The organism is Acinetobacter sp. SCLZS86 (assembly GCF_021560715.1).
GTDB lineage: Bacteria > Pseudomonadota > Gammaproteobacteria > Pseudomonadales > Moraxellaceae > Acinetobacter > Acinetobacter towneri_A.
This window is the reverse complement of the sequence record NZ_CP090864.1, coordinates 2,324,488-2,350,507: the sequence shown is the minus strand read 5'-3', so window position 1 is coordinate 2,350,507 and position 26,020 is coordinate 2,324,488. Positions and strand designations below refer to the sequence as shown.

The following is a 26,020-nucleotide window of genomic DNA, read 5'->3' as shown; positions in this document are numbered from 1 at the left end:
TTATGAATAATGCAGAGCAAAATTGGACTGGGAATATACATTTAGGCGCGAAAGTCGATATTGATATCGTGCTAAGACAATTGGTCAATGCATTTAATGAATCGCCATTTTTTCAACACAATGGCATGAGCATGCGTGTGGTAGATGGTCAAATTGAAGCATATATTGAGATGCAACCGTATATGATAGGCAATGTGGCTTTCCAAATTTTACATGGTGGCGTTGCTGCAACCATTTTGGATAGTGTGGGCGGTATTGTGGCGATGGGCGAGTTATATAAAAGTACTAAACCTGACGACTTGCCCGACACCATAAAAAAAGTCACCCGTTTGGCTACGGTAGATATGCGGGTGGATTATTTAGCGCCAGGACGTGGCAAGTATTTTATTGCCCGTGCGGAAACTTTACGTTTAGGGCGTAAAGGTTGCACTATGCGTATGACGATGGTGAATGATGAAGATAAACCGATTGCAACGGCAATAGCGTCTTATGCCTATTAAAATCTAAGCTAGGGCGCAAACAATTGTGTTTTGCCTAATTGGATGACTGTTTATTTTTGATTAGTTTATTGTTTTAAACATATAAGGAGTTGAGTGATCATCTCCTTTTTTTGTGTGCATGAAGAGTTTTTTGAATTGTGACAGTTTGTAGCGACTTAAGTTTTCTTTAAGTTTAGATTTCTATCTTGAGCATTGAGTTATTTTCTATCCAATGTGATGCACATGATCAAATTTAATTTTGATGCTCAATCATCCAGTCAAACGCATTTTCTGGATGCGAATTTTCATCAGAAAAAAAATAAAAAACAATTCAACGGGTATGCATCTGTAGCGCAGCCGTATAAACCACAAACGAACCCAAAACAGTTGAACCTAGAACAGCCACATTTAGATGTATTACACAGCTATGCCTCGGTGATTCAAGCACACACAACAGCACAACATTTAAATGTGACAACTGTGACCCAAGATGCTAGCAAACAACGCTTGGCATTAGAGCATTTTATTCGAGATAAATACCAAAAAGTCCATCAGGCATCCATAAATACTTTTTCAGATACCTTGTTTGCAGGCTATGTAAACCACGACATGCAAGTGGTGATTGGCATGCAACCATTGGGCGCAAACCAAGCCTTTTTGGAACAGTATTTAGGTGCACCCATTGAAACCATTTTAACCCAATTGAGCCAAGTGCCTGTAACGCGCGCGCAGATTGTTGAAATTGGCAACTTGGCAGCGCAAGACATGAGCAAAGCCAAATTGATGGTGGCTTTTTTGGTCTTTCACTTATCGCAGAACAATGTGTCGTGGGCAGTTTGCACAGGAACAGCAGCAGTGCGCTATGTGTTACAGCAAATGGGTTTGCATTTTCAGGTACTAGAAAAAGCCAACCCCGAAGCCTTGGGCGATGCACAGCATCAATGGGGCAGTTATTACCAACAGAAGCCTTATGTACTGGCGATTGACGTTGCAGCAGCGTTGGCGGTCACGCAACAGCAATATTGTTTTTATGCCTAAGGTCATGCAGAAAGGCGGAAATTGAAAGATGAATGAGTTATTTGAAAACCTGAATCACTATGCCCAAACAGACCCTGAGCGTGAAGCAATTGTGACGGCACAAACCACACTGAGTTATGCCACATTACAGCAACGGGTTGAGTTGCTCAGTGCAGAATTGGCAACTTATCAAGTACAGCGTTTGGCGTTGTGGGGTGTGAATCAGGCCGATTGGATTGTGGTCGATTTAGCCGCACGTAAAGCTGCAATGACAGTCATTCCTGTGCCTTTATTTTTTACTGCTGCACAAGTGCAACATTTACTGCAAGACAGCCAAGCGGAGTTGCTGTGTATTTTGACGGATACTGCACAAAGCGATACTCCGTCCAATGTTAACTCGGCTATTGGAAATACTGCTATTCCAGAAGCTTTGTTGGAGATGATTGATGCAGTTCAGGCACAGGTTTTGGCACCATCAGATTTATATCAAGGACAGTTGTTTCGTCTAAGCGTTGAAACAGCACAACCGCATTTATCCCCAAATTCTGCTGAGCAGCCTACAAAAATTACTTATACCTCGGGCAGTACGGGTACTCCCAAAGGTGTGTGTTTGGCAGAAGCCACCATCAATTCAATTACGTACTCTTTAAGTCAGGCATTGCAAAGCAGCCAGCTTGGGCGGCATTTGTGTCTAATTCCATTTGCAACATTGCTTGAAAATATCGCAGGCGTGTATGTGCCTTTTCACATGGGCGTGCAGTGGTGGTGGCTGAAGTCAGTCAGTTTGGTTTGCTGTCCAACCATGAGTTTGATGTTTCACGCTTTGTCGATGCCGTGCAGCAATATCGCATTGAAAGCGTGATTTTATTGCCGCAAATGCTCAAAGCGATTGTGGAATATATCCATCAACACGGCGATTTGGGCTTGCGCACTTTGAAGTTTATTGCCGTGGGTGGTGGCAAGGTGTCTGCAGATTTACTCAAGCAGTGTCAGCAATTCAATTTACCTGTTTATGAAGGTTATGGTCTGTCTGAATGTGCATCGGTCGTGAGTTTAAACCTGCCTGAAGCTCGCAGAATTGGCAGTGTTGGCCGCGTATTGCCGCATGTTCAAGTCGAAATTGCTGCCAATCAAGAAGTGGTGGTCAAGGGCAATGCCATGTTGGGATATATGCATGAACTTGGGCGTGAGCAGGATGCGGTATCAGCCGATATTCACACAGGCGATGCAGGTTATTTTGATGAAGATGGCTATTTATATATCACGGGGCGTATCAAGCAAATTATTGTCAGCAGTTTTGGGCGCAATATTTCCACTGAATGGGTTGAAGCTAATAGTCTGAGTGAATCCGAAATTCAGCAGATTGCCATATTTGGCGAAGCACAGCCTTATTTATCTGCGGTGATTTATGCTGCAGCAGAAACTTCAGATGCACAGCTGGCTACCGCTATTCAGCGCGCCAATACGCGTATGCCTGACTATGCCCAAATTCAGCAATGGTGTCGTGCGCCACAAGCCTTTTCTTTAACCAATCACATGCTGACTGATAACGGCAAGCTGCGCAGAGCTGTAATTCAACAACATTTTCAAAGTGCTTTGACTACATCAGCACAGCAGCTTGCCACGGCTTAACCTGAAGTTTCAGCTTGATGAGTGCTATTAAACACAGCAAATACTCAAAATTAGTGAGATAAATTCCATGAATATTGCACAAAAACAGTTGAGCAGTTCCCATCAGCAGATCAAAGCACAATTGGTGGAACACGGTTGGGTTTTACTTAGAAATGAACATTATGATGTGAATGCGTTTAGTGGGCTGATGAGCAATATTTGCCAAAAGCTGACCTATGACCCTGCACGTGAAAATGTGACCCGACAATCGCAAAAAGTAGATGCAGGTACGCAGGCAATGGGGCTGCATATAGAAAATGGTTCAACCCCAATGCCGCCTGATATTATTGCTTTTTTTAGTGAAAAAAGTGCTTCGCGTGGTTCGCAGACCACCTTATGTGATGGACATGAGGTATGGAAAAAACTGCCTGATACACTGAAACAGAAATTTGCTGAACCGATGACCATCAGCCGTTACTTACCTAAAGTAATGTGGCAAAAGTATGTGGCAAAAGTATGTGGCAACTGCACTCAATATTGCCGATGCTGCACAGGTCGGGCAGCGGGAACTCGCTCATTTTATTGCGATGATTCCTAGACAACGGATTCGTCCTGCGCATGATGAAGGTGTGCAGTATGACTTGAACATGCCGATGATTCGCCATGACAATTTAAAAGCTGTGCCTGCCTTTGCCAACACCTTGTTGGGGCCTTCTTATAATTACGAAAAGCCGCGTTTTTACTTTGCCGATGGCAGCGAAATCCAAGCGGAATTATTGGAAGAGTTGGCAGAGCGATGCGAGCGTGAAACCTCAGAAATTGACTGGCAAGATGGTGATGTGGTGCTCATTGATAACAAGCGCTTTATGCATGGCAGACGTGAAATATTGGTGCCATTAGAAGATCGTAAACTCTATATTTGTATGGGCTTGGGACTGAATCCTGCATTTTTATAATTGAGTTGTATCGAATATCTTAAAATTGAGAGTATCTTTTATGTCAAATTTAACTGCGGTGATTTTCGGGGCAACAGGCGGGATTGGTCATGCGATTGCGCATCATTTTGCTAAAAAAGGCTTAAACTTAATTTTGGTTGGGCGTAAGCAAGACACCTTGCAACAACTAGAGCAAAGTCTGGCGCAGCAGTATCCTCAGTTGCAATTACACAGTCTGTGTTGTGATTTAATTGATGCCAGCAGTCGTCATGATTTTATTCAGGCACTTGCCGCATTAAAACAGCCGATTCATTACTATATTAACAATGCAGGCATGAATGATTTTCGTCTGTTTGCGCAGCAATCACAGGATACCATTGAGCAAATGATGTTGGTCAATGTGGCTTATCCGCTGCAACTGATTCAGGATGTGATTCCATATATGTCGGACAGTCAGCCGAGTCAGATCATCAATATTGGCTCGACTTTTGGCAGCATCGGCTATCCTGGCTATGTGAGTTATTGCGCCAGTAAGTTTGCCTTGCGTGGTGCAACTGAAGCGTTGGCGCGAGAGTATTGTCAGACTGCCATTCGTTTTAGATATTTCTCCCCACGCGCGACCAATACCAGTATGAATAATCCCGATGTGATTGAAATGAATATCAAAATGGGTACAAAAGTGGATTCACCTGAATTTGTGGCACAAGAACTGTATCAATTTTTACAAACAGACCGTCAATCCTATCAGGTCGGTTATCCTGAAAAAGTCTTTGTAAAACTTAATCAGTTGATGCCTAGCCGAGTCGCAGCTGCCATTCAAAAAGATTTAGACACCATTTATGAATATGCAGATCAAAGCAAAGCGTCCTTTATTCAGCAAACTTCCGCCTCATAAATGATATTTTTTTCGATAACGCCATAAGGTGGTTCGGCTAATGCCCAAGGCTTGTGCCACCAATTCAGTTTGCCCCTGATATTTTTCCAGTAAATCCTGCAGTGTGTCTTTATCTACTTTATTGTTGGTTTTGATGGGCAGCTCAATAGGTTGTGGCGTTGGGGGAGCTGTGGCGAGTTTCAAACTAGCATGCACAATTTCATCGGGTAAATCGTGTTGATCAATTTCCGTTTTACCTGCTGACATGGTCAATGCATACAGCAAGGTATTTTTTAATTCACGCACGTTGCCCGGCCAGTCGTAATTGATTAATACCTTCAGTGCTTGCTCGGTCAAATGTGGCGTGACCTGAAACTGGGCTTGTTGTTGCAAAATAAATGCTGCAATTTTAGGGATATCTTGTTTACGTTCACGTAGTGGTGGCACAAAAATTGGAATCACCCGTAAACGATAAAGTAAATCTTGGCGAAATCTGCCTAAACGCGCTTCTTCACGTAAAGCGCGATGGGTTGCGGTAATAATTCTGACATTCGATTTAATCGCTTTTTCACCGCCCAAAGGGGTGAATTCGCCCGTTTCTAATACTCGCAATAATTTGGCTTGCAGTTCCAGTGGAATTTCTGCAATTTCATCTAAAAATAAAGTACCACCTGCAGCACGTTCAAACACACCTTTATGCTCACGAATTGCCCCTGTAAATGCACCTTTCACATGCCCAAACAATTCACTTTCTAAAATATTGGCATTTAAAGCCGCGCAGTTAATCGCAATAAAGACTTGTGTATGCCGTTGGCTGCGTGCATGTACTGCTTGCGCCACCAACTCTTTACCACTACCAGATTCACCACGCACCAAAACAGGAAACTCAGTAATCGCTACCCGTTCAATAATGGAATACATATGCTGCATTTGTGGCGAATCACTATGGAAAAACTCCGCCAAACTATTTTGTGCTTGGGCAGATGGGGTGAGTGTTTGTGATGACACTGTTGCAACGCTAGGCTGCAGAAAGAATAAACATCCTGTGAAATCGGCTGTATGGACACGAATATTTAAGCTGTGGTAGTGCCATGCCTTAGCACTATTCGGGAGTTGCAGCAGACCTGTCTGTGGTTGTGATGCTGATTGTGATTGTAGTTTTAATTTCAATAATTGGTTTTTTAATGTTTTACCCGTAGCTGCAGAAACAGAAGCATCTTGTGCATATTCATAAATCCATGTTTGAGCAATGTCGTCATAAACATAGAGCAAACTGTCTGGACAAAGTTGTTGTAAATGAAACAAAAAGCTTTCAAGACTGGCTTGTTGTTCAAAGTCATGTATTGCATTCATGATGTTTCATCTTTTGTTTCATTATTGATTCAATTGAAACACAAAATGCAACAGATGTGAAACATGGAGCATGATCTAAATTAAACAATATCTCTTAATATATTGTATTTTATTAATATATTTAAAAGAGATTAAGTTGGCACTATATTTGCAAAATTAAGAATAACAAAATATAAAACTCAGTATCTATCTCATGATCTTTCATCAATTTTTTGAAGCTGACAGCTCGACCTATACTTACTTATTGGCATCTGAACAAACCCGTGAAGCGGTGCTGATTGACCCTGTAATTTCAGAGGTTGAGCAATATGCTGCTTTTCTAGAACAGCATGATTTGCAATTGGTGTATAGCTTAGATACGCACGTACACGCTGACCATATTACTGCTGCCAACGAACTCAGAACACGTTTTGGTTGTAAAACTGTATTACATCGTAATTCAGGTGTGGTGTGTGGCGATATTTTCATTACCGATGGCAGCGCCATTCGTGTGGGTGAATTATTGATTGAAGCACGTTATACCCCGGGTCATACCAACGCCTGTACCAGCTATGTGGTCAATGGCATGGTATTCACTGGCGATGCGTTGTTAATTGATGGTTGTGGTCGTACTGACTTTCAGGAAGGCAACCCAGCGACTTTATATGACAGCATTCATCTACAAATTTTTAGCTTGCCTGATGACACTTTGGTGTATCCAGGGCATGACTATAAAGGGCGTTTATCTTCTACCGTTGGGCAGGAAAAACGCAATAACTCGCGTTTAGGACAAGGACGTACCAAAGCGGAATTTATTACCCTCATGCAGAATTTAAACCTGCCTTATCCAAAACATATTGATGTGGCTTTGCCTGCCAATAAAGTTTGTGGCAAGTGATGTTTGCACAGCACAACATAGTGATGGAATAGGGGGAAATACGCATGTGGATGTTAATCCTAGAAGGCTTGGCGATTGGTACTTTGCTGGGTTTGACAGGGGCAGGGGGCGGTATTCTTGCCGTTCCTGCTCTTATGGCAAGCCAAGGCTGGACTGTGGCGCAGGCTGCACCCGTGGGTTTATTGGCAGTCACTTTGGCAGCTTTGGTTGGCACAGTTGAAGGCTTGTTCAAACGTATTGTGCGTTATCGTGCTGCATTGTGGATTGCCTTAATCAGTATTCCATCTGCACGTTATGGGGTGCATTTGGCAGGTATTGTGCCGCCCATGTGGTTAACACTGGCGTTCAGTCTGGTCATGTTTATTGTGGCGTATCGTATTTTCTTTAATAAGGTCAACGACCAAACTAATCCACCGTGTAAGGTAAACCAAAACACAGGACGCTTAATTTGGAATGTTAAAACGGCGTCTTTGCTTGGTGGTGTGGGTGTAATTGCAGGCTTATTGACGGGTTTGTTGGGTGTGGGCGGTGGTTTTATTATTGTGCCGTTATTGCGTAAATTTACCGATTTGGATATGCGCAGTATCGTCGCAACCTCTTTGATGATTATTTTTCTGATTGGTGGCGTGAGTATTTCAGCACACGTTTTAGATGGCTTTCAGTACCCAATGGCAGTCACCATCACCTTTGTTCTGGCATGTATTGTCGGGATGTTACTTGGACGTACTTTGGTACATCGCATGAATAGCAATACTGTACAAAAGGTATTTGCTACGACAGTTATTGGTGTTGCGTTCTACCTCATTTATACAGCGATTATGGCTTAAGTCTAATATTTGGATACTATGTTTTTACTTTGAACTGCAGTATTGTGAATAGGTAACGTATTGTTAAGTGTAAGAAAAAGCACTAGACCTAGACCAAATTAAAGATTAGTTTAGCTGTATAAGATGACAAGGAGCCAAGAATGAAAAAACATTTATTTTGTGTGGGTGTCGAGTTCCGCAAAGCATCCGATGAAACAGGCTCTTATGCGTATTTGACCGCATATTTAGGCGCAGATGACTTACATGAAGCGATTGATCGCGTTCAGAAACAACTGGAGCAAGAAGGCAATAAAGTATTGTTCGTTCGTGGTTGCTGGGTTGTCGATGCCGATTGTGATGATGGTTTCTGCCCAACTGAAGAAAGTAATGCTGCCTCTAAAGCAGACCTACTGTTCAACGATGAAATCTATTATGGCAAATTGCAGCAATGGTCAATCAACAATGGCTATGAATACTGAGTAAAATGTTGGCTGAGTAAGATGCCGATGGGTTCAGTTTACTGACCTGTGAATATTTAAAAAACCGCGTTTGAATGATTCAAGCGCGGTTTTTTTATTCTTCATCAACCAAATGAACAAGTACATATTTTTCAAACCAGATCGGAAACTCTCCTTTAAAATCTGGATTAATGATCAATGTATCTCCGTTAGTCACTTCACAGATATAAGAAGCCATATTCTTGGTCGCATTACTTGAGTTATCAAATAAATACGCTCGGTCGGATATTTCAATCGCATCAATCAACATGTGCATAGTGCGGAAATAGCGTTCACGGATTTTAATTTCTTCGACTGGATGACCACCATTTTTCACACGTTGTTTAACTCGGTCCACATTAATATCAGGGTCCTCAGTCGTCACAAAGTATAAATAGGTACGATAGCCTTGCGTTTTAGCATCTCGCAAAAACTCGATTTTACTCTCATGAGACATTACGGTTTCAAATGTAAATCCAACCTTAAGCGTAAGTAACTCTTTACGGATGACATCAAGAATTCGGGCTGCGAGGTAGGAATCAATCGTGTTCCCGCTTAAGTCGATTAAGCTTCCATCAATCACAGGATCTACTGAGAGGAGAGGACTTTTGCTTAGAGTACCATCTGCATTTTTTAGTGGTCGACTTGCTTGAGTAAGATAATCAACCAATATGTTTGCATTAATGCGTATATCAAATTGACTTAGATCAAGAATGGGTGTGGCTTTAAGATCGCGCTCAAGGTTGTCAGCATTCAAAAACAATTTAGATAAACGGCTATCTAAACCATTAATCATCGTACTTTTGCCCGATCCATTTGGACCCGCAAACATTCTGATTCGAGGTGTTTTTGGCAACATAAATTATTCTGCAGTAGCCTCTATGTTACGTTTTCTAATTTTAAAGGTTCTGCGACCATTAAACTGGCGGGCTAGATCAGGGTTCCGACCAGATAACTGTTTGATTAAAACTGGTTTGCCATTCGGGGTTTTGCTGACTAAGGCATCATTTTCCACATAAAGTACTCGATCACTGTGAGCTACTGCAATGAAGCGTTCACGCAAAACGTCAGCTGCAGCTGTAGCGATTTCACTTTCATTGGTTCGGTTTCTAGTTGACATATCTAAAACCTCTAGGTGATTAAGTTTCATGGTTAGCGCGTCAATTCTTGGATTAAGAATAAATTGCTCTATTTAATCAATATATGCGTATTTTGATTAAATTCCAAGAACAGTATGAAGCTAGTAAGTATTATATTTTTGCATTTCTGATGCTATCAGAATACCACATCAACCGTTTTTTGGCATTGTGTCGCATGTAACTTGAAATGCAGATATTTTATTGCTTTTGATATTGAGCTAAAACATCAGTTTCCAGCGCTGAAAACTTTAGAGCCTACTTAAAAGGACGTCCTTCGCCTTGTTCTTCATAAGTCACACCATCTCGAATGTGGTACAAGCGTTTAAAGGTAGGGATGATTTTATCGTCATGTGTGACTACAATAATTGCAGTTTGAAATTTTTCTGCCATTTCGTGTAATAAGCGAATCACGGTCATCGCGCGTACACTATCCAATGGTGCAGTGGGTTCATCGGCTAAAATCACAGGCGGTTGATTAATCAAACCACGTGCAATGGCGACACGCTGTTGTTCACCACCAGACAATTGCCCAGGCATGGCATGTACCCGATGCTGCACATCGAGCGCCGTTAAAATTTCCAATGCGCGGGCGCGGGCAATGTCATTGGCTACGCCTGCTAACATCGGCAGCAGCGCTACATTATCCAAAACATTTAAAAAAGGAATTAAGTACGGGGTTTGGAACATAAAACCAATTTTATCGCGGCGTAAGGCACTTAAGTCTTTGACTAACCAACGTTGATCAAAAATCACCTCATCGCCCAAAGTCATGCGTCCTTCGGTAGGATCAATCACGGCACCTAAACATTTGAGCAAGGTGCTTTTACCCGAACCTGAGGGGCCAATCAGCCCAACCACTTCACCGGATGCAACCTGCATATTGACATCTTTTAAGGCATAAAAGGCATTGTCACCTTGTCCAAAACGCTTTTTTAAACCTTCAATTAAAATGCCGTGTGTCATGTTATCCCCCAATTGCTTCGGCAGGGTCAATGCGCAGTGCCATCCGAATTGCAACCAAACTGGCTAACATGCAAATCAGCATCACCGCAATAAATCCAAAAATAGAATCTTGCGGAACCAATAAGACATATTTCGGGAAATATGGTGCGGCAAAGGTTGAACTGATTTTACCAACAGCAAACCCAATTAATCCAAGCGCGAGTGCTTGTTGCAAGATCATCCAAGCGATTGTGCGATTGCGTGTGCCAATTAATTTTAAGACCGCAATTTCACGAATTTTGTCCATAGTCAGGGTATAAATAATAAATGCCACAATCGCGGCGCTGACCAAGGCCAAAATCACCAAAAACATGGCAATTTGTTTGGCGGATGTGGCAATCATTTTGCTGATTAAAATGTGTTCCATCTGCGGGCGGGTATAGACTGTTAGTTGTTGCCAACGCTGAATATGTGCTGCTGTTTCTTCAGCTGAAGCACCTGCATTTAAACGGACTAAAATAGCATTCACATAACGGTTGCTACTTTGTGCATTGAGTACGCTTTCAAGCAAGTCAGGATAAGCAGGGCGGTTATAAATTGGGTTTACTGCAATTCGTCTACGGTCTTGTAAAATGGCAGCATTGTCCTTTTGGAATTGCGCCTGTTGTGCATCTTTCAGCGGAATAAAAATCATCGGGTCACCACCCGAAGACACCATGCGTCGGGTTAAACCCACCACGGTAAAGGTGTTACGACGGATTTTAATACGATCACCCAACTTTAATCCCGTACTCATGTCGGCTACGGCTTCATAGTGCCCGCGGGTCAATTGACGTCCTGCCAATAAATGTGGCGGCCACCCCAAGTTATTCCACGCATGTTCACCTGTTTGAATCCCGACCACCATCGAGCGAATATCTTTATCTTGATGATGCACTTGCATGGTTAAATAAGTAATATTTGAAGCATGCGCCACCCCAGGGATATTCATCACGCTGCGATATAAATCATCACGCACACTTGAAGGTTCTGCATAAGGGCCAAGTGTATCTTGCTGCACTACCCATAGGTCAGCACCACTGTTATTCAGCAGGGCTTTGGCATCATCTACCATGCCGCGATACACGCCAGCCATAATTAAGGTCACACCAATCAGCAAGCCGAGTCCAAAGCCAGTAAATACAAATTTACCCCATGAATGGAAAATATCACGACCTGCCAGACTAATCATTTAGCTGCTCCTGCAAGTTGCTTGACAACCCGTAAACGGTTTTTGGCATGTAGGGGTTTTTCACTATACAGCACCACTTGATCATTTTCGGATAAGCCTGCGAGCACTTGCACATCGCCCGCTAAATTTGAACGTCCTAATTGAACTTCAACAAATTGCGGCTTTTCGGCCACAACTTTCCACACGCCTACTTGGTTATTGATACGGTGAACTGCCGCATTGGGAATGGTTAAGCTGCGTGCCAATGGTGCGAGGCTGATAGTGACTTCTGCTAACTCACCCAAAGGCGGAAGAGGCGTTGGAGGTTGATTAAAAACCACTTTAGCTAAAATTTCTTCGGTAATGGCATCGGCACGAGGTTCTACCCATAACACATGACCTGCCAAAGCATTATTTTGCCGTGAACGTAAATGAATTTGAGCTGGTAAGTCAGCAGCTAAACCAATCGCACTGGATTGATCGAAACGGGCATTCATCCAAATGGAGTTAGGATCGACAATTTCTAGTACGGTTTGACCTGCTACCACCGTTGAACCCGGTTCTGCATAACGTGCAGTGACGACACCTGCAGCTGTGGCCACTAAATTTAAATTATCACGCTGTGCTTGTAAGGTATTCAGGTCTGCACGTGCTTTATTGAGTTCTTGTTGCATCGCGCTGAGTGCCGCCGTTGCCAAATCGAGCTCTTGTTGTTTAATGGCTAAAGATTCTTGGCTGGTGGCATTGATTTTAGCTAGTTGTTGATAACGATTGACTTGTTGCTGCGCAAAATTTTGACGGATTTGAGTGTCTTGTTGCTGAGCGGTAATTTTTTGGATTATCGCACGTTGAGCCAATAAACGATCTTCCAAATCGACAGGATCCATTTCGCCTAACAGTTGTTCTGCTTGTACGTTATCGCCAATATCTACTTTTAAGTTTTTTAAGCGACCTGCTGCAGTTGGGCCAATTTTATAATTATAACGCGCTTCAACGGTTGCTACGCCAAACAGGCTAGGTTGAATGGATTGATATTTGACTTGCGTGAGGGTGACGTTGACAGGGGCAAATGGGCCTGTGCGTAAGACCACGTAAATTAACAATAAAACCAGAGCTACAATGACCACAATCACGGAAATAGTTCGCTTTCCTAAGGGAAATACCTGCATGTGTACTCCGCATAATTTTTTATCAATTAAGGATAATATAATCTATTTTGTTGTTGTGCGGGGGAGTTATTCGGTTTGGGGAGTGAAAGCGAAAAATGTTTGGAGATGAATAAACCACCCAATAAAAAGGCTCAAACCACTAAAAGTGAATTTGAACCTAGATCGCTTAATAGAAAGCTATCCTGATCATTTTTCGTGAAGTTTTAACTCAACTTGATAGTCGTCTTGAGTGACTTTAATTTTATGGTCTTTATATTTACGTTTGCTTGGCGAGAGTGCAGAGCTAGTCACTGCCTTATGGAAATCACTATCTGACATGAAAAAATAATAAGCCTTATAGCCCAATAATATTTTCTCAATTTTATTGCCTTTAGTCTGAGCATCACTGATCAATGAATTTAGATACTTTAAGCTGATGTTTGCTGACATTCCTGAACCTTAAAATATAAAGTTGAAATTTCTAAGAATTTATAAGCAACAAACATTACAAATTTATGACAAGGGTTGTTTGAGAGATGTACTTCGCTTCAGGTCATTATAGATCTAAAAGTTGTGGGTCAAATTGACGCAATTTTGACCCAATTTATTCAAATTTGGGTCAATTTGTTCTGGATAGCATTGGACGCAAAACCCATAGAAAAAGCCTTAAACACTGATGTTTAAGGCTTTTTTAGTCATATTTAGTTATGTAACTTCATATGAATTTAAGAATTTGGTGGAGGTGGCGGGAGTTGAACCCGCGTCCGCCAACACTACACTCGAGAATACTACATGCTTAGATATCGTCTATTATTTTAACACTCTAAGACCCGACGAACAGGGTTCAAAGTGCGATCCTCTAAGTTTGGTATAAAGTCCCGAGGCTCAACTTTATACGGACTTGTGTGCGTGCGCTTCAGTCGGGTTCACTGACCACAAGTATTCAGTGAAGCGGACAAGCTGCCCTTAGGCAGCTAGAGCGTAAGATTCGTCGTTTGCGACTATTTTAATGCAAATTTGATTTACGAGAGAAAATGCGCTCTCGGCATGCATCTATGAGCTTCATCATCAGCGTCGAAGCCAATAACACCCCCATATCACAGCGCTATCATAGCATAGTTGGCAAAAATTACGATGTATTTTCTGCACAATTAAACATTTCAATGCGCTTAGTTACATAATTGCGCTAATATTTTCTTTTTCAAGTCAAACACAAAAAAATATGGGTTATTTACTAGCACTCGATCAAGGCACAACCTCTAGTCGCGCCATCATCTTCAATGAACACGGACAAGTTCAGGCTACGGCACAACGTGAAACCCAAATTCAGACTCCGCAATCAGGCTGGGTGGAGCAAGATGCCCAAGAAATTTGGTCAAATCAAATTGCAGTGGTGCAACAGGCATTGGCAACTGCAGGTATTTTGGCCAAAGACATTTGCGCAATTGGAGTAACCAATCAACGTGAAACCACAGTAGTGTGGGATAAACGCACAGGCAAACCTCTAGCGCCCGCAATAATTTGGCAAGATCGTCGTGCTGCAGATTGGTGTCATCACTTGATTCAAAATAACCAGATGCAATTGATTCAACAAAAAACAGGTCTGCGTATCGATCCGTATTTTAGTGCAGGCAAGCTGGTGTGGCTGCTGGAGCATGTCGGTGGGTTAAAAGCATTAGCACAGCAGGGGCATGTGGCTTTTGGCACCATCGACAGTTGGCTAATCTGGAATCTGACCCAAGGTGCAGAGCATGTCATTGAAGCGAGTAATGCTTCAAGAACCATGTTGATGAATTTACATCGTCAAACTTGGGATGAAGAATTGCTGGAATTATTTCAAATTCCTGCATCCGTTTTACCTAAAATTATTGCATCCGACAGTTATATAGCAGATACGGCAACAGGTTTATTGGGCGCAAATATCCCAATTACAGGTATTTTAGGCGATCAGCAAGCGGCGTTATTTGGACAATCTTGCTTTGAAGTTGGCACAGCAAAAAACACCTACGGTACAGGCTGTTTTATGTTGTTCAATACAGGCAATCAGGTGCAGTTTAGTAAAAATAAATTACTCACCACTTTGGCGTGGCAATGTCAAAATCAAACCCATTTTGCCCTAGAGGGCAGTGTCTTTATGGCTGGGGCTGTGGTGCAATGGCTACGGGATGGTTTGGGGATTATTCAACAAAGCTGTGATGTTGAACAGCTCGCCAATAGTGTAACTTCTAGCGAAGGTGTGGTGCTAGTTCCGGCTTTTACAGGACTTGGAGCGCCACATTGGGACAGTGAAGCGCGAGCGCTTTTATGTGGAATGTCACGTGGCACCCATAAGGCACATATTGCCCGTGCTGCCTTGGAATCTATTGCATTTCAGGTGTCGGATGTACTTTCTGCGATGCAATCTGATTTAGATCATCCACTGAAAGAACTGCGGGTCGATGGTGGGGCGAGTCAAAATGATATGTTGATGCAATTCCAAGCCGATATTTTAAATGTGCCTGTGTTACGTCCTAAAATGTTGGAATCAACTGCTTGGGGAGCAGCAGCCATGGCAGGTTTAAAGGCGGGTGTATTTTCTGACTTATCTGAAATTTCAGCATCTTGGCAGTTAGATCGGGTATTTGAACCTCAAATGAATGAAGCAGAGCGGGCTGAACATTTAGCGCGTTGGCAACAAGCCTTAAAACGCGCCAAGTCAGATTTATAATGAGCGCTATTTCTTCAATAACGCTAAGTTGAAATAAATCTTTAAACTACAAGCCTCATCAGCAAAACTTTTGAGGCTTGTAGCTGTTTTTTCGTTACTTTGATCTTATAGATCACGCCTTACATTGCCTCACGTTGAGCTTCATCTTCTAAATAACTTTCTAAAGAATCATCTAGTGCATACAGCCATGGTGTGTGATGCGGCTTGGCCATTTTTCCTGTCATCACTGAGCGGTAAACTTTATCTCTAAAGCCCATAATATTTTCTTTTTTATGCTTTTTCCATTGCATGAAAATATCATGTACGGCATCAATATTGAAGGATGGATAGTCAGTCTGCGCAATCAGGCGTTTGATGTAATCCCCTTGGAAACGCGCGGATTGTTCATCATTCATTAAGCGTTGTTCTTTTTCATGCAAGGCTTGGGTATGGCGTTGCATTTCGTCTGTGCTTGGTAACGCAATTTTGCCCAAAATCACATCACGGACAAACCATGCCTGCGCATCGAACATATTGAAAGTGTACCATTGATCTTGCATGCCTAAATAGAACAAACGAGGATTCTTTTCCCACACCACGCCCTGATATAAACCTAGAGGATAAAGACAGTTATGCGTTCTGAGGCGCAAGTTATCTTCAATAAATGGGAAATGGTGTAAATAGCCCGTACATAAAATAATGGCATCAATTTTTGCCGATGTTCCATCGCCAAAATAAGCAGTATTTTCATCTACACGCAGTAATTGTGGTTTTTCAGACCAGTTTTTTGGCCATTTAAAGCCCATGGGTTTAGTGCGATAGCAACTGTAAATTTGTTTGGCGCCGTATTTATAGCATTGTGAGCCAATGTCTTCGGCAGAGTAACTGCTGCCCACCAACAATACTGTTTTACCTTTAAATTCCAGTGCATCACGGAAATCATGTGCATGTAGAATACGACCATGGAATTGATCAAAGCCTTCATAAACAGGTACGCGCGGGGTAGAAAAGTGCCCAGAGGCCACCACGACATAATCAAACTGTTCTGAATAATGACGTTGCTGTGCGTAATCTTCGACATCAACTGTGAATTTTTGCGTCGCATCATCATAATGAATATGTTGAACGGCAGTGTTAAAGCGGACTAAATCTTTCACCTGTGCTTTTTCTGCACGCCCTTGAATATAATCCCACAGTACTGCACGTGGCGGATATGAAGCGATTGGTTTTTTGAAATGTTCATCAAAAGTATAATCGGCAAATTCTAGCGCTTCTTTAGGGCCATTTGACCATAAATAACGGTACATACTGCCGTGGACAGGTTCACCATGTTCATCTATACCTGTGCGCCAAGTATAGTTCCAGAGTCCACCCCAATCATTTTGTTTTTCGAAACATACAATTTCAGGAACTTGTAGACCTTTGGCCTTTGCTGACTGAAACGCTCTTAATTGGGCCATGCCGCTTGGGCCAGCGCCAATAATTGCAATTCGATCCATTGCTATCTCCATTAGTTTTTGAGTTCTTAATTACTTCTCCAATTTTGAGTGACACAATTCAGGATTTTAAATATCCGCATTATTAAAATAAGCAAATACAATCCTAAATTTAGAGGTCAAATAGACCTTGTCAAAATAGGATGTGAATTAAAAAAATAGAAAAAATAAAATACACAAAAGACAGTAAAAATTGCTTAAGCAACTCATCTTTATAAAAAAATGTATTTTACAAGAAGCATGATCTTATCATAATTTCTGATTGATTTTGGCTTTACTTAGTTGTAAAAGTGAATTTAAAGTCATTGCTGTTGTTGTTTGGGTTTGATCAATTGGTATATTTTATTGATTTTTATAGAGAAAATAAGATGAAAATTTAAAGCTAATTTTTATCTCATTTTGCCCAATATAAAGGTGATTTTGATGAGATTGTTGCAAAATCTACAATGATATACAGAGGATTGAAAACTGAATCTTAGGCAACATTTTCAGAGAGCCATACCCGAAGTGGACTTCTGAAAAATTAAAAGGATGCTGTGATTGATAGGTGTAATGAAAGTTTAGTTTTTATAAGCCATGAAAGCAGTAGCGTATTTATCAAGCTTTATCTAATGATTGAATGTGCTTTGCGTACATTCAATCATTAAAGTTTGTGGCGACTCAGTAATTAAAGTTTACGCCACACCTTATTTTCATCTTCTAAAGCGACAGTAAAGTTAAACTCGTCGTCTACGGTAACCAAGTAGGAGTTAGGATTAACCAATAAAACTTTTAAAATTGTACCTTGCTCAAATTCAATTGGTGCGCAGTTTTCTTTACGTAGAACAATAGGTTCAAGTAGCTCAATAGCAATGTTTTCTGTTGGAGATTCCATACCGCACCCTAAATGAGTTATTTTTAATCAACTGTATTATATAGTAAATTGATGAATAATCTACACAAAATCGTAAATTTGTGTCGGGTTTAAACATTTGGTATTTAAATGGTTGGTCAAAAAAACGCAATAAATATGCCCAATACTGCATAATTTGACACTTTAAAAATATAAGAAATTGCAATTTCATTTAATTTTTTAGATGAATGGCAAATGAACAGCGCAGTAAAATATAGCCGATTGATGAAATTTACAGTTTTCAGTATAAAAATAAAATTATTGCTGAAAAAACAGCGTATAAAGTATAAAAGTTAAAGTATCCATCCACGCTTTTTTAAGTGGTGAAGGCACTGGGTTTTACATTCCAATTTAAAAAATAAAGGCTTTTTGTCTGCATGTTTAAGTCATTTTTTCCAAATCCAAAGTGGTTTTTTATTTCATTGCTTTTTTGGTTCGCGATCAATCTAGCTTTGTGGTATTCAGGCGGTAGCGCATGGGGTAGTTGGATTGGCTTTCCGCAAGGTTATGCTGAAGCAACATTACCCATCGATGTCAGCCGTTTTTGGTCACCTGCATTTTTATGGTTTTATCTGTGGTTTTTTGTGGCAACGACGCTGTTTGCCATTTTCTGGAAACTTAAAGCAAATCACCCATGGCATCGCTGGTCGGTATGGGGATCGGCATTCATCCTGTTTAATATTTGGTTTGGGGTACAAGTCAATGTTGTGGTGAATGCTTGGTACAACCCATTTTATGACCTGATTCAAAAAATGCTCAGTAGTGGCGGTGGAGATGTCAATGAACTCTATGCAGGTGTGCTGACCTTTTTATACATTGCCATGGTGGCAGTGACCTTAATGGTTTTGAATTTATTTTTTGTTAGTCACTATGTTTTTCGTTGGCGTACGGCAATGAATAATTATTACACCGCACATTGGGAAAAACTGAGACATATTGAAGGTGCATCGCAGCGTATTCAAGAAGATACCATGCGCTTTGCAAAAACCATGGAAACTTTAGGGGTAAATTTAGTCGAAGCCCTAATGACTTTGTTGGCATTTTTACCTGTGCTGTTTAGTTTGTCTGTCCATGTCAAAGCCCTGCCTATAATAGGAGAAATTCCATATGCTTTAGTTTGGGCTGCAGTGGGTTGGGCAGTATTTGGTACAGTGGTGTTAATTGTGGTGGGTGCGAAGTTACCAGGTCTGGAATTTAATAACCAAAAAGTTGAGGCGGCTTATCGTAAAGAATTGGTTTATGGTGAAGATCACGCTGAACGTGCTGATCCGCTGAGTTTAAAAGAACTGTTTAGCAAAGTACGTTTGAACTATTTCCGTTTATATTTCCACTATGCCTATTTTAACTTGGTACGCATTTGGTACATGCAATTGGACAATATTTATGGTTTATTTGTGTTGTTCCCAAGTATTGCCGCAGGGGCTATTACATTGGGTTTGATGATGCAAATTGCCAACGTATTTGGCAAAGTCCGTGAATCTTTTCAGTATCTGATTGCATCTTGGCCAACCATTATTGAGCTCTTGTCTATCTATAAGCGTTTAAAAGCATTTGAATCGACATTGGATCAATAGTTGTGGTGGCGACATCCATGATTTGTTGTGGATGTCGCGTTCACATGTTCAGAGCCATGATTGCTAAATATAAATTGATCTGAACAGTTGTATAAAATAATATGAGTGTTAGTGTTCAAAATCATAAAAAACTGTGATGAATTGGATTGTTTTATAAAAATATCAAACTCGATTCAAATAAGGCGATGATTATTTAATTATAAAATCAAGGTGTTAGATTTGTTATTTTCCGCCAATTCATATATTTTCATTCCTATAAAAACAATTGAGAATTGAAACGTGACCTGCAAAAAAATACTTTTAATGGGGGGGATGGGCAGCCTATTATTTGGTTGTGCAACAGTCGATCAATATAGCCCAAATTCGGTGAAGCATTTTGCATCTCCACAAGAACTGATTGTTCAAAAAAAATTAAATCAGCCGAGTGGTGCCGCTAAAGAATATGTCTATTATTGGGGGCCACAGCGTAAAGAACAACCTGCTGAATCTATGATTCCACGTAAATATATGGGCAGCTATTGTCAGTCACAAAATGGACGCCTCACGCTTGCCTATAAAAGCTCAATGAGTTTAGTCAAAATTGCATGGTCTAAAAAATTACTCAATACTTATCGAGATGTAAAACAGGGGATTGGGGCATACCGTTGTGTAGGTAATCAGGGTGATAGCTGGATTGTATCTATTGAGCCTGTGGCAGAGCGCCAGTTGGAACACCGTGGTGAAGCGCGAGTGGTGAGTTTGGTCACTAAAATAATGTCTGAAGATGAAGCACGACGCTTTTACCGCACGGCTTCTGCACCTACAAAGGCAGGACCTAAAGCAACTCCAAGTAATCCCAAAACAACTAATAAAACCAAAGTTGCGGAAGTGAAAGAAAAACCTGAAGAGAAAAAAGAGCCTGTAGTTGCGCCAGTAAAAACAGCTCCACCACGTGTGGTTGAAACAGCGCAACAGCAACAGACACGTTTATATGTCGCGGCACGTCGCGATTTAAACAATGGGCGTAATCAAATTAATGCCTGTAATAATGCGCAACGTGCTTATAACTATGGCAAGTTACAAGGCGCAGAGGGTACACGTATTTATACAGAGTCTGGCATGTTGGTGGCTCGTTGTTTAACGGGTGTTTCGAATTATCGGAGTCGTTTCCCAAATTCCGATGCGCAGGCAAAACGTATTTTGCAGAATTTAGCCAACAATTATAATCATGCAGGGGCTAAGAATATGTTAAGAGGCATGAAGTGAGGAGCGCATAATTTCTGATCTGCTCTTCATTTTAAAATTTAAATATTTATCTCTCCCTTGCACCACAGTGCAGTTTATCACTAGTGCTTGTTTTAAAGACCTTTTCAATATTCTATATTAAATTTTTGATGGCATTTAATGGGTAATGGAAGCTCCTTCTCCTACTTGGATGAGTAGTACTGCTGCGCAAGGGGGAGGATAATTTAAAAGGTAAAACTAAATAAGATCAGGATAAAACTGCTCAAATTCTTGATTCACCGCTTCCCCACGTAATAAATAGCCTTTGGGTTGGATATAACTATAAATTTCCCGTGTTGGCTGTTCATGCCAACCAATATTAAAAGCACACAGTTTTGGGAAAAACTGTAGATGGTTGTAATTCAAGTTATTATGAATCCAATAGGCGAGTTGTTGCCAATTGGCCTGATCTTTTTCATATAGCTCTAAAAATGATGGAATGACAATACACGCCGTTGCTGCATATTCCTGTATAAACATACCGCCTATTCTTGTTCCCACCATACCAGTCATTCCTGTTCGTGCTATACCACTTTAATTAAACGAATAAAGGGTGGAGCTAAACACCAATATTGACTATTAAATTAAATATTTTCTACACTAATCCGAATATCTATTAAAAAGACTAAAGCATTTGATCACTAACAATACGACCATTGTTTAAAGCAATAATACGATCAACCGATGAAATCGTCTCTGGGCGATGAGCAATAATGATTCGGGTGATATTGAGTGACTTAATCATATCGTTAATTTCTTTCTCTTTTATGATGTCTAGATGACTTGTTGCCTCATCTAAAAATAGAATCTTAGGCTTTCTATACAATGCTCTTGCCAATAATATTCTTTGCTTTTGTCCTCCAGACAAAATATTGCCCATATCACCGACTAATGTCTGATATCCCATAGGCATCGCCATAATTTCATCGTGTACTGATGCCATTTTTGCACATTGTTCTACCCAATCTTGCTGAACACCATCATCAAAGAAACTAATATTTTCTAGAATAGAGCCCGCAAATAAAACATCATCTTGGGCAACATAGGCAATAAAATGTCTGAGTTTATTAGCACCAAGGTTCTTTATGCTTTGCCCACCAATTTTGATTTCACCATGCTCAGGAGTTAAATTACCTAAGAGCAAATTCATAAGTGTGGTTTTACCACAACCTGTAGGGCCTACAATGGCTACAGATTGTCCTTCTGGAATATTAAAGTTAATGCCATGAATGATCCAAGACTCATCTTCTGAATACCTGAATTTGAGCGATTTAACATCTATCTCTGTTTTTTGTAGTTCTGACGATTCAGGTACAAATAAATAGCTATCTGTTTTTTCTTGATCGGTAAGGACGATGTCCGCTAGACGTTCACCATGTAGACTGAGCATCTTTACTTCAACATACTTATCAATTAAAGAGCTAACTCGACCACCGAATTGGTTTTTATAGGCAAGAAAGGCCATTAATATACCAACAGTAAACTCGCCCTCAATGACTAGAGTTGCACCCAGCCATACAATGATAATATTCTGTAATCCAAACAGTAATGTATTTACAAACCCAAACATGATGTTAAGTTTTTGTGTCGTCAATCCTGCATTAATTTGGTTTACGAATAGCGTTAGCCACGTGGCTTGACGATAGTCCTGTTTTTCGAATTGTTTAATGGTCTTTATGCCACGCATAGTTTCCATAAAATGAGTGCTTTGCTTTGCAGCATGGACAATCTGATCTTCCGTTGCTCGCCTTAAAGGGTAATACCAGATCCAACGAATGACTGCATACAACAGCATGGTGATCACTGCGATCCATGCCAATTTTGCACTATATACGAACATTAAAATTAATGTGAAAATCGTCATTAAACCATCGAGAATGGCTGTAATAAATGATGTTGTTAATGTTCTTTGAATTGCATCAATCGAACCAAATCTGGAAATAATATCGCCTAAATGACGTTTCTGAAAAAAATTGGTCGGTAAGTTAACCAGATGATGAAAAATATTGGCTTTCCATTGTACATTCAATGTAGTTGCCATATGCATGACCACCCATGCTTGTAACAAGCTAATTAAGCTACTCAACAACATCAACAGACCAAAACCAAGTGCCAAGGTCGTGAGCAAGTTTAGATCAGCGGAAACAATCGCATGGTCAATCACCCATTGCATAAAGAATGGACTGACGAGAGAGAATACTTCTAGGACTAAAGCAAGAATAAGAATTTGCCCTAAAGATTTCCATAAGCCTCTAATTTCACCAAATAATTTAAAAATACGAATACTTGTTTTATCTTTTTTTTCTTCAAAATTAGAATCAGGCCATAATTCTAAAGCAATGCCTGTAAAATGGGATGAAGCCTGATCGTAGGTGAAGACTCTTTCTCCGAAAGCTGGATCAACAATCGTTATTTTTGTTGCCGATACATTCTTGAGAACCACAAAGTGGTTTAAATCCCAATGTAAAATGCATGGCAGTCTTAATTGATTTAATTCATCCAATTCAAGTTTTAAAGGGCGGGTCGTGAGGTGCAGCTTATTGGCAATCTTAACCAAAGTTGTAAGCGTTGCCCCTTTTTGGGATATAGGATGCTTCTGTCTTAATGTTAAAAGATCTGATTCATAACCATAATAGCCTGCAATTATTGCAAGGCACGCTAGTCCACATTCTGACGATTCTGTTTGTAATATTACAGGAACTTTTCGACCAAGACCTAAAGATAAACGATCAAGATAACGCATGGACTATAGTTTTCCTGTAATACTAAATAATGGTTCTAAAACCCACTCATACAATTTACGCTTTTCATGCATGATATCGCCTTCAAGGGTCATTCCCACCTGTAAAGGCATATCCTTGCCATAAGCTTTCACCATCTGTTTATCGAGTTTTGCTCTTACCAAATAGACAGGTTCATTATTAAGCTGTTCTTGTGGTGAGATAATTCCGATCGTTTGTAAATCCTGACTTGCCAATGCCGTTTTTGCTACAGATAAAACTTGTGCTTTTGCATGACCAAATTTTTGATAGGGGTATGCTTGATAACGTAGTAAAACCTGATCCCCCTCTTTAACAAAACCAATGGCACGACTAGGTACATAAAGCTGTGCAATCAATGCTGTGTTTTCAGGAAGAACCGTCAATAAAGGCTTAGATAAATCAACAAACTGTCCAACTTCAGCATTAATGGTACCTATAACGCCTGATGAATTCGCCTGTATGGCAATATGCTGCCTAGATTGCATTTCGATTAATTCTTGCGTATTGGTCGATAACAACCGCTCCAACTGCTCAATTTGGTTATTTTGTCTATTTTCTAATCCTGACAAGCTAATTTGCTGCTCTGTGAGCTGTTTTTCTAATGATACTTTTTCACGTTGTAATGACTCATATTGAGCCAACTGATCCAGATAATCTATTTTTCTTGCTTCAAACTCTTCATGAGAAATTGCATTTTCATGAAGTATATTGCCATACCGCTGTTGATTTTTTTTAGCTAGATTGACACGTTCCCGCTGATTAGCAATTAAATTTTCAACCTTAATCAAAGTCCCATTCAGCAAACCAATCTGATTATTGATTGTTCGCTTCTCATCTTGGTGAATAAAGCGCATTCGAGTGATTTCATTTCGTATGGATTGCTCTTTTAATTGCGTTTGCTTCGCTAAAGCATCGGCAATACTACCTTGTTCACCATAACTGGCGGTTGAAATTGTAAAAAGAACATCGCCTTTTTTAACTGTTTGTCCTTCGTGCACATTCTTTTTAAGAACCGTACCTGACTGTGTTGTATAAACCTGTATCAGCCCTGATTGCGGAATCAATTGTCCTTGGACTGTACTACGTTTGGTATAGCTCCCCCATATTGCAAAAGCGATAATCACTAAAGCAATGCATAAGGCACAGATTGTTAAATAGGTAAAACTAAACGGACGGGATAGAATGATAGTTCCCGTCCATTTAACCTGTTTGGCATCAAGTGCTTCTTTTCGAAATAAATTAGAGCTCATTTATAATTTTACATTACCAGCTCAATTACATTTTCTACGGATAATTGAAAAAGAAGTTTGTTTATTTTTTCTGGAGGATGTTCTAAAAAGTTACTCAAAATATCTTCTACGCGCGAATAGGGGTGATTAAATAAATATTGAATTAAGCTTAAACTCGTACCATCGACATTAATTTTATTGCCATTAATGATAACAAAGCCTTCATCAAAGTAATGCAATAAGTTGGCATTCAAATATAGCTTTTGGTTGCTATCCAATTGACTTACTTTACCATTACCCAATACATCTAGTGATAACATGGATGGTACTGATTGCTCTGCTAGGTGGTGCATCATAAAACTTTGATAACAGTTTTTGTCTTTGATAATTTCCATAACTTGCTGACTAAGACTGTTGATCATCTCTGCATCATTTTGAAAATTAGTAAAATTCTTACGGCAGTCTAGAATACCTGGCATAACATTCTGCAACCAGCGCATATACTCAAATCCTGTCGGTGCAAATGTTGCAACAGCTAAATGAAAGGTTTCTTCATCTAAAGGTAATGGATCATGCCACCAGCCACGAGGTATATATAAAATATCTCCAGCTTCTAAAATTACATCCATGTAGATTTCTTCTGGTTCTTTTATATCTGGAAAATTCTTGGTTTGTTGCATATATAAAGGAAATTCAAAATTAGGCTTTCTTAATATCCAACGTTTCCGACCTAATAATTGAACAGCATAAACATCTCTAGTATCCCAATGACTTTTATAGGATGATTTAGAACTAAATGCCGCATAACTACCTGTAAGTGTACGAGCCTCTGCGAAGCTACCAATTTGCTTACTAATCTGATCAACGAAGGGTTCATTTTTAATCCGATTACGGACTAGGGTTGCACCATTTCTAAGATACTCATAGAAGACTGAAGTAATACAGCGGTATTCTGTTACCCCCAAAAAGTCATATGATTCTACATATTCTTTTTTAGGCACTTCATAGCCATTCATTAATTTAAAGTCACGATGTGAAATATCACCACGACTATAAAGCTCATTAACTTCTTTCCAAGAAAATTTGGTGGAATCAATTGCATTTTTAAATAGAAAAGGTTTTTGGTATAAAAAATCGTTTTTAAAAGTGTCTTTATCAAGAGAAAAATTTAGCAGCATAACAACCTAGCTATAAATAAAATTGGCTGATTATATCAGCCAATTAAATAAA

General features: G+C 40.2%; 26 protein-coding genes and 1 other RNA gene. 13 read left to right on the top strand and 14 right to left on the bottom strand.

What is annotated here, in order from left to right; translation table 11 throughout:
- Positions 1-2 precede the first annotated feature (2 nt).
- From LZP46_RS11290 to LZP46_RS11265, 7 genes are all read left to right on the top strand, one after another.
- On the top strand, positions 3-500 hold the full coding sequence (locus tag LZP46_RS11290; RefSeq protein WP_236093875.1) for a thioesterase family protein: 498 nt from the start codon (positions 3-5) through the stop codon (positions 498-500).
- 222 nt (positions 501-722) lie between these two features.
- On the top strand, positions 723-1,517 hold the full coding sequence (locus tag LZP46_RS11285) for a thermostable hemolysin (RefSeq protein ID WP_178318241.1): 795 nt from the start codon (positions 723-725) through the stop codon (positions 1,515-1,517).
- Between the two features lie 28 nt (positions 1,518-1,545).
- Positions 1,546-2,358 (top strand): AMP-binding protein, encoded by an 813-nt coding sequence (locus tag LZP46_RS11280; RefSeq protein ID WP_236093874.1) that lies wholly within the window; start codon positions 1,546-1,548, stop codon positions 2,356-2,358.
- Positions 2,262-3,128, top strand: a complete 867-nt coding sequence (locus LZP46_RS11275) for an AMP-binding protein (RefSeq protein WP_236093873.1) — start codon at positions 2,262-2,264, stop codon at positions 3,126-3,128. The genes LZP46_RS11280 and LZP46_RS11275 overlap by 97 nt, the downstream gene beginning before the upstream one ends.
- Before the next feature lie 67 nt (positions 3,129-3,195).
- On the top strand, positions 3,196-3,705 hold the full coding sequence (locus LZP46_RS16430) for a TauD/TfdA family dioxygenase (protein ID WP_442863510.1): 510 nt from the start codon (positions 3,196-3,198) through the stop codon (positions 3,703-3,705).
- Positions 3,626-4,063: a TauD/TfdA family dioxygenase gene (locus tag LZP46_RS16425; RefSeq protein WP_442863509.1), complete on the top strand. Its 438-nt coding sequence runs from the start codon at positions 3,626-3,628 to the stop codon at positions 4,061-4,063. Before LZP46_RS16430 ends, LZP46_RS16425 begins: the two co-directional genes overlap by 80 nt.
- Positions 4,064-4,103: 40 nt before the next feature.
- A complete protein-coding gene (locus tag LZP46_RS11265; protein ID WP_236093872.1) occupies positions 4,104-4,937 on the top strand; it encodes an SDR family oxidoreductase in 834 nt (277 codons plus the stop codon).
- Here LZP46_RS11265 and LZP46_RS11260 read toward each other — a convergent pair.
- Positions 4,932-6,269 carry a sigma-54 interaction domain-containing protein gene (locus LZP46_RS11260; protein WP_236093871.1) on the bottom strand — a complete coding sequence of 446 codons (1,338 nt, stop codon included), beginning with the start codon at positions 6,267-6,269 and terminating at the stop codon, positions 4,932-4,934. The genes LZP46_RS11265 and LZP46_RS11260 overlap by 6 nt on opposite strands.
- A gap of 193 nt (positions 6,270-6,462) precedes the next feature.
- On the opposite strand from LZP46_RS11260, the gene LZP46_RS11255 reads away from it, so the two are divergent.
- The 3 genes from LZP46_RS11255 (at position 6,463) to LZP46_RS11245 (ending at position 8,431) form a co-directional block, all read left to right on the top strand.
- Positions 6,463-7,146, top strand: a complete 684-nt coding sequence (locus tag LZP46_RS11255) for an MBL fold metallo-hydrolase (RefSeq protein WP_004975362.1) — start codon at positions 6,463-6,465, stop codon at positions 7,144-7,146.
- Between the two features lie 44 nt (positions 7,147-7,190).
- The gene (locus tag LZP46_RS11250) at positions 7,191-7,973 is read left to right on the top strand and encodes a sulfite exporter TauE/SafE family protein (RefSeq protein ID WP_104852390.1); all 783 of its coding nucleotides are present in this window, start codon (positions 7,191-7,193) and stop codon (positions 7,971-7,973) included.
- A gap of 140 nt (positions 7,974-8,113) precedes the next feature.
- Positions 8,114-8,431, top strand: a complete 318-nt coding sequence (locus LZP46_RS11245; RefSeq protein WP_004975369.1) for a hypothetical protein — start codon at positions 8,114-8,116, stop codon at positions 8,429-8,431.
- Between the two features lie 94 nt (positions 8,432-8,525).
- On the opposite strand, the gene LZP46_RS11240 is transcribed toward LZP46_RS11245, so the two are convergent.
- The 7 genes from LZP46_RS11240 to ssrA form a co-directional block, all read right to left on the bottom strand.
- Positions 8,526-9,308, bottom strand: a complete 783-nt coding sequence (locus LZP46_RS11240; RefSeq protein WP_236093870.1) for a hypothetical protein — start codon at positions 9,306-9,308, stop codon at positions 8,526-8,528.
- A gap of 3 nt (positions 9,309-9,311) precedes the next feature.
- Positions 9,312-9,569: a hypothetical protein gene (locus LZP46_RS11235; RefSeq protein ID WP_004975373.1), complete on the bottom strand. Its 258-nt coding sequence runs from the start codon at positions 9,567-9,569 to the stop codon at positions 9,312-9,314.
- A 274-nt stretch (positions 9,570-9,843) separates the two neighbouring features.
- Entirely contained in the window at positions 9,844-10,551 is a 708-nt protein-coding gene (locus LZP46_RS11230) for an ABC transporter ATP-binding protein (RefSeq protein WP_178318236.1), read from the bottom strand.
- Between the two features lies 1 nt (position 10,552).
- On the bottom strand, positions 10,553-11,761 hold the full coding sequence (locus tag LZP46_RS11225; protein WP_178318235.1) for an ABC transporter permease: 1,209 nt from the start codon (positions 11,759-11,761) through the stop codon (positions 10,553-10,555).
- Positions 11,758-12,909 (bottom strand): efflux RND transporter periplasmic adaptor subunit, encoded by a 1,152-nt coding sequence (locus tag LZP46_RS11220; RefSeq protein ID WP_004975381.1) that lies wholly within the window; start codon positions 12,907-12,909, stop codon positions 11,758-11,760. The genes LZP46_RS11225 and LZP46_RS11220 overlap by 4 nt, the downstream gene beginning before the upstream one ends.
- 186 nt (positions 12,910-13,095) lie before the next feature.
- Positions 13,096-13,338, bottom strand: coding sequence for a hypothetical protein (locus LZP46_RS11215; protein ID WP_178318234.1), 243 nt, complete (start codon positions 13,336-13,338; stop codon positions 13,096-13,098).
- A gap of 284 nt (positions 13,339-13,622) precedes the next feature.
- Positions 13,623-13,982, bottom strand: a transfer-messenger RNA (tmRNA) gene (ssrA, locus tag LZP46_RS11210).
- 128 nt (positions 13,983-14,110) lie between these two features.
- On the opposite strand from ssrA, the gene glpK reads away from it, so the two are divergent.
- Entirely contained in the window at positions 14,111-15,595 is a 1,485-nt protein-coding gene (glpK, locus tag LZP46_RS11205) for a glycerol kinase GlpK (RefSeq protein ID WP_236093869.1), read from the top strand.
- A 119-nt stretch (positions 15,596-15,714) separates the two neighbouring features.
- On the opposite strand, the gene LZP46_RS11200 is transcribed toward glpK, so the two are convergent.
- Together LZP46_RS11200 and LZP46_RS11195 are read right to left on the bottom strand one after the other, a co-directional pair.
- Positions 15,715-17,073: an NAD(P)-binding domain-containing protein gene (locus tag LZP46_RS11200; RefSeq protein ID WP_019838357.1), complete on the bottom strand. Its 1,359-nt coding sequence runs from the start codon at positions 17,071-17,073 to the stop codon at positions 15,715-15,717.
- 664 nt (positions 17,074-17,737) lie between these two features.
- Positions 17,738-17,944, bottom strand: a complete 207-nt coding sequence (locus LZP46_RS11195) for a hypothetical protein (protein WP_180061213.1) — start codon at positions 17,942-17,944, stop codon at positions 17,738-17,740.
- 395 nt (positions 17,945-18,339) lie between these two features.
- On the opposite strand from LZP46_RS11195, the gene sbmA reads away from it, so the two are divergent.
- Both sbmA and LZP46_RS11185 read left to right on the top strand, forming a co-directional pair.
- Positions 18,340-19,536 (top strand): peptide antibiotic transporter SbmA, encoded by a 1,197-nt coding sequence (gene sbmA, locus LZP46_RS11190; protein WP_236093868.1) that lies wholly within the window; start codon positions 18,340-18,342, stop codon positions 19,534-19,536.
- A gap of 312 nt (positions 19,537-19,848) precedes the next feature.
- A complete protein-coding gene (locus LZP46_RS11185) occupies positions 19,849-20,781 on the top strand; it encodes a hypothetical protein (RefSeq protein ID WP_236093867.1) in 933 nt (310 codons plus the stop codon).
- 216 nt (positions 20,782-20,997) lie between these two features.
- On the opposite strand, the gene LZP46_RS11180 is transcribed toward LZP46_RS11185, so the two are convergent.
- The 4 genes from LZP46_RS11180 to LZP46_RS11165 form a co-directional block, all read right to left on the bottom strand.
- On the bottom strand, positions 20,998-21,303 hold the full coding sequence (locus LZP46_RS11180; protein WP_236093866.1) for a hypothetical protein: 306 nt from the start codon (positions 21,301-21,303) through the stop codon (positions 20,998-21,000).
- Between the two features lie 121 nt (positions 21,304-21,424).
- Entirely contained in the window at positions 21,425-23,542 is a 2,118-nt protein-coding gene (locus tag LZP46_RS11175; RefSeq protein ID WP_236093865.1) for a peptidase domain-containing ABC transporter, read from the bottom strand.
- Positions 23,543-23,545: 3 nt separating this feature from the next.
- A complete protein-coding gene (locus LZP46_RS11170; RefSeq protein ID WP_178867100.1) occupies positions 23,546-24,811 on the bottom strand; it encodes an HlyD family secretion protein in 1,266 nt (421 codons plus the stop codon).
- An 8-nt stretch (positions 24,812-24,819) separates the two neighbouring features.
- Positions 24,820-25,968 (bottom strand): JmjC domain-containing protein, encoded by a 1,149-nt coding sequence (locus tag LZP46_RS11165; RefSeq protein ID WP_236093864.1) that lies wholly within the window; start codon positions 25,966-25,968, stop codon positions 24,820-24,822.
- Between the last annotated feature and the right edge of the window lie 52 nt (positions 25,969-26,020).

What these genes read in the sequence shown, in the direction of transcription:
- LZP46_RS11290 (WP_236093875.1), top strand. Translation starts at nt 3, where the DNA reads ATGAATAATGCAGAGCAAAATTGGACTGGGAATATACATTTAGGCGCG.
- LZP46_RS11285 (WP_178318241.1), top strand. Translation starts at nt 723, where the DNA reads ATGATCAAATTTAATTTTGATGCTCAATCATCCAGTCAAACGCATTTT.
- LZP46_RS11280 (WP_236093874.1), top strand. Translation starts at nt 1,546, where the DNA reads ATGAATGAGTTATTTGAAAACCTGAATCACTATGCCCAAACAGACCCT.
- LZP46_RS16430 (WP_442863510.1), top strand. Translation starts at nt 3,196, where the DNA reads ATGAATATTGCACAAAAACAGTTGAGCAGTTCCCATCAGCAGATCAAA.
- LZP46_RS11265 (WP_236093872.1), top strand. Translation starts at nt 4,104, where the DNA reads ATGTCAAATTTAACTGCGGTGATTTTCGGGGCAACAGGCGGGATTGGT.
- LZP46_RS11260 (WP_236093871.1), bottom strand. Translation starts at nt 6,269, where the DNA reads ATGAATGCAATACATGACTTTGAACAACAAGCCAGTCTTGAAAGCTTT.
- LZP46_RS11255 (WP_004975362.1), top strand. Translation starts at nt 6,463, where the DNA reads ATGATCTTTCATCAATTTTTTGAAGCTGACAGCTCGACCTATACTTAC.
- LZP46_RS11250 (WP_104852390.1), top strand. Translation starts at nt 7,191, where the DNA reads ATGTGGATGTTAATCCTAGAAGGCTTGGCGATTGGTACTTTGCTGGGT.
- LZP46_RS11245 (WP_004975369.1), top strand. Translation starts at nt 8,114, where the DNA reads ATGAAAAAACATTTATTTTGTGTGGGTGTCGAGTTCCGCAAAGCATCC.
- LZP46_RS11240 (WP_236093870.1), bottom strand. Translation starts at nt 9,308, where the DNA reads ATGTTGCCAAAAACACCTCGAATCAGAATGTTTGCGGGTCCAAATGGA.
- LZP46_RS11235 (WP_004975373.1), bottom strand. Translation starts at nt 9,569, where the DNA reads ATGTCAACTAGAAACCGAACCAATGAAAGTGAAATCGCTACAGCTGCA.
- LZP46_RS11230 (WP_178318236.1), bottom strand. Translation starts at nt 10,551, where the DNA reads ATGACACACGGCATTTTAATTGAAGGTTTAAAAAAGCGTTTTGGACAA.
- LZP46_RS11225 (WP_178318235.1), bottom strand. Translation starts at nt 11,761, where the DNA reads ATGATTAGTCTGGCAGGTCGTGATATTTTCCATTCATGGGGTAAATTT.
- LZP46_RS11220 (WP_004975381.1), bottom strand. Translation starts at nt 12,909, where the DNA reads ATGCAGGTATTTCCCTTAGGAAAGCGAACTATTTCCGTGATTGTGGTC.
- LZP46_RS11215 (WP_178318234.1), bottom strand. Translation starts at nt 13,338, where the DNA reads ATGTCAGCAAACATCAGCTTAAAGTATCTAAATTCATTGATCAGTGAT.
- glpK (WP_236093869.1), top strand. Translation starts at nt 14,111, where the DNA reads ATGGGTTATTTACTAGCACTCGATCAAGGCACAACCTCTAGTCGCGCC.
- LZP46_RS11200 (WP_019838357.1), bottom strand. Translation starts at nt 17,073, where the DNA reads ATGGATCGAATTGCAATTATTGGCGCTGGCCCAAGCGGCATGGCCCAA.
- LZP46_RS11195 (WP_180061213.1), bottom strand. Translation starts at nt 17,944, where the DNA reads ATGGAATCTCCAACAGAAAACATTGCTATTGAGCTACTTGAACCTATT.
- sbmA (WP_236093868.1), top strand. Translation starts at nt 18,340, where the DNA reads ATGTTTAAGTCATTTTTTCCAAATCCAAAGTGGTTTTTTATTTCATTG.
- LZP46_RS11185 (WP_236093867.1), top strand. Translation starts at nt 19,849, where the DNA reads ATGGGCAGCCTATTATTTGGTTGTGCAACAGTCGATCAATATAGCCCA.
- LZP46_RS11180 (WP_236093866.1), bottom strand. Translation starts at nt 21,303, where the DNA reads ATGGTGGGAACAAGAATAGGCGGTATGTTTATACAGGAATATGCAGCA.
- LZP46_RS11175 (WP_236093865.1), bottom strand. Translation starts at nt 23,542, where the DNA reads ATGCGTTATCTTGATCGTTTATCTTTAGGTCTTGGTCGAAAAGTTCCT.
- LZP46_RS11170 (WP_178867100.1), bottom strand. Translation starts at nt 24,811, where the DNA reads ATGAGCTCTAATTTATTTCGAAAAGAAGCACTTGATGCCAAACAGGTT.
- LZP46_RS11165 (WP_236093864.1), bottom strand. Translation starts at nt 25,968, where the DNA reads ATGCTGCTAAATTTTTCTCTTGATAAAGACACTTTTAAAAACGATTTT.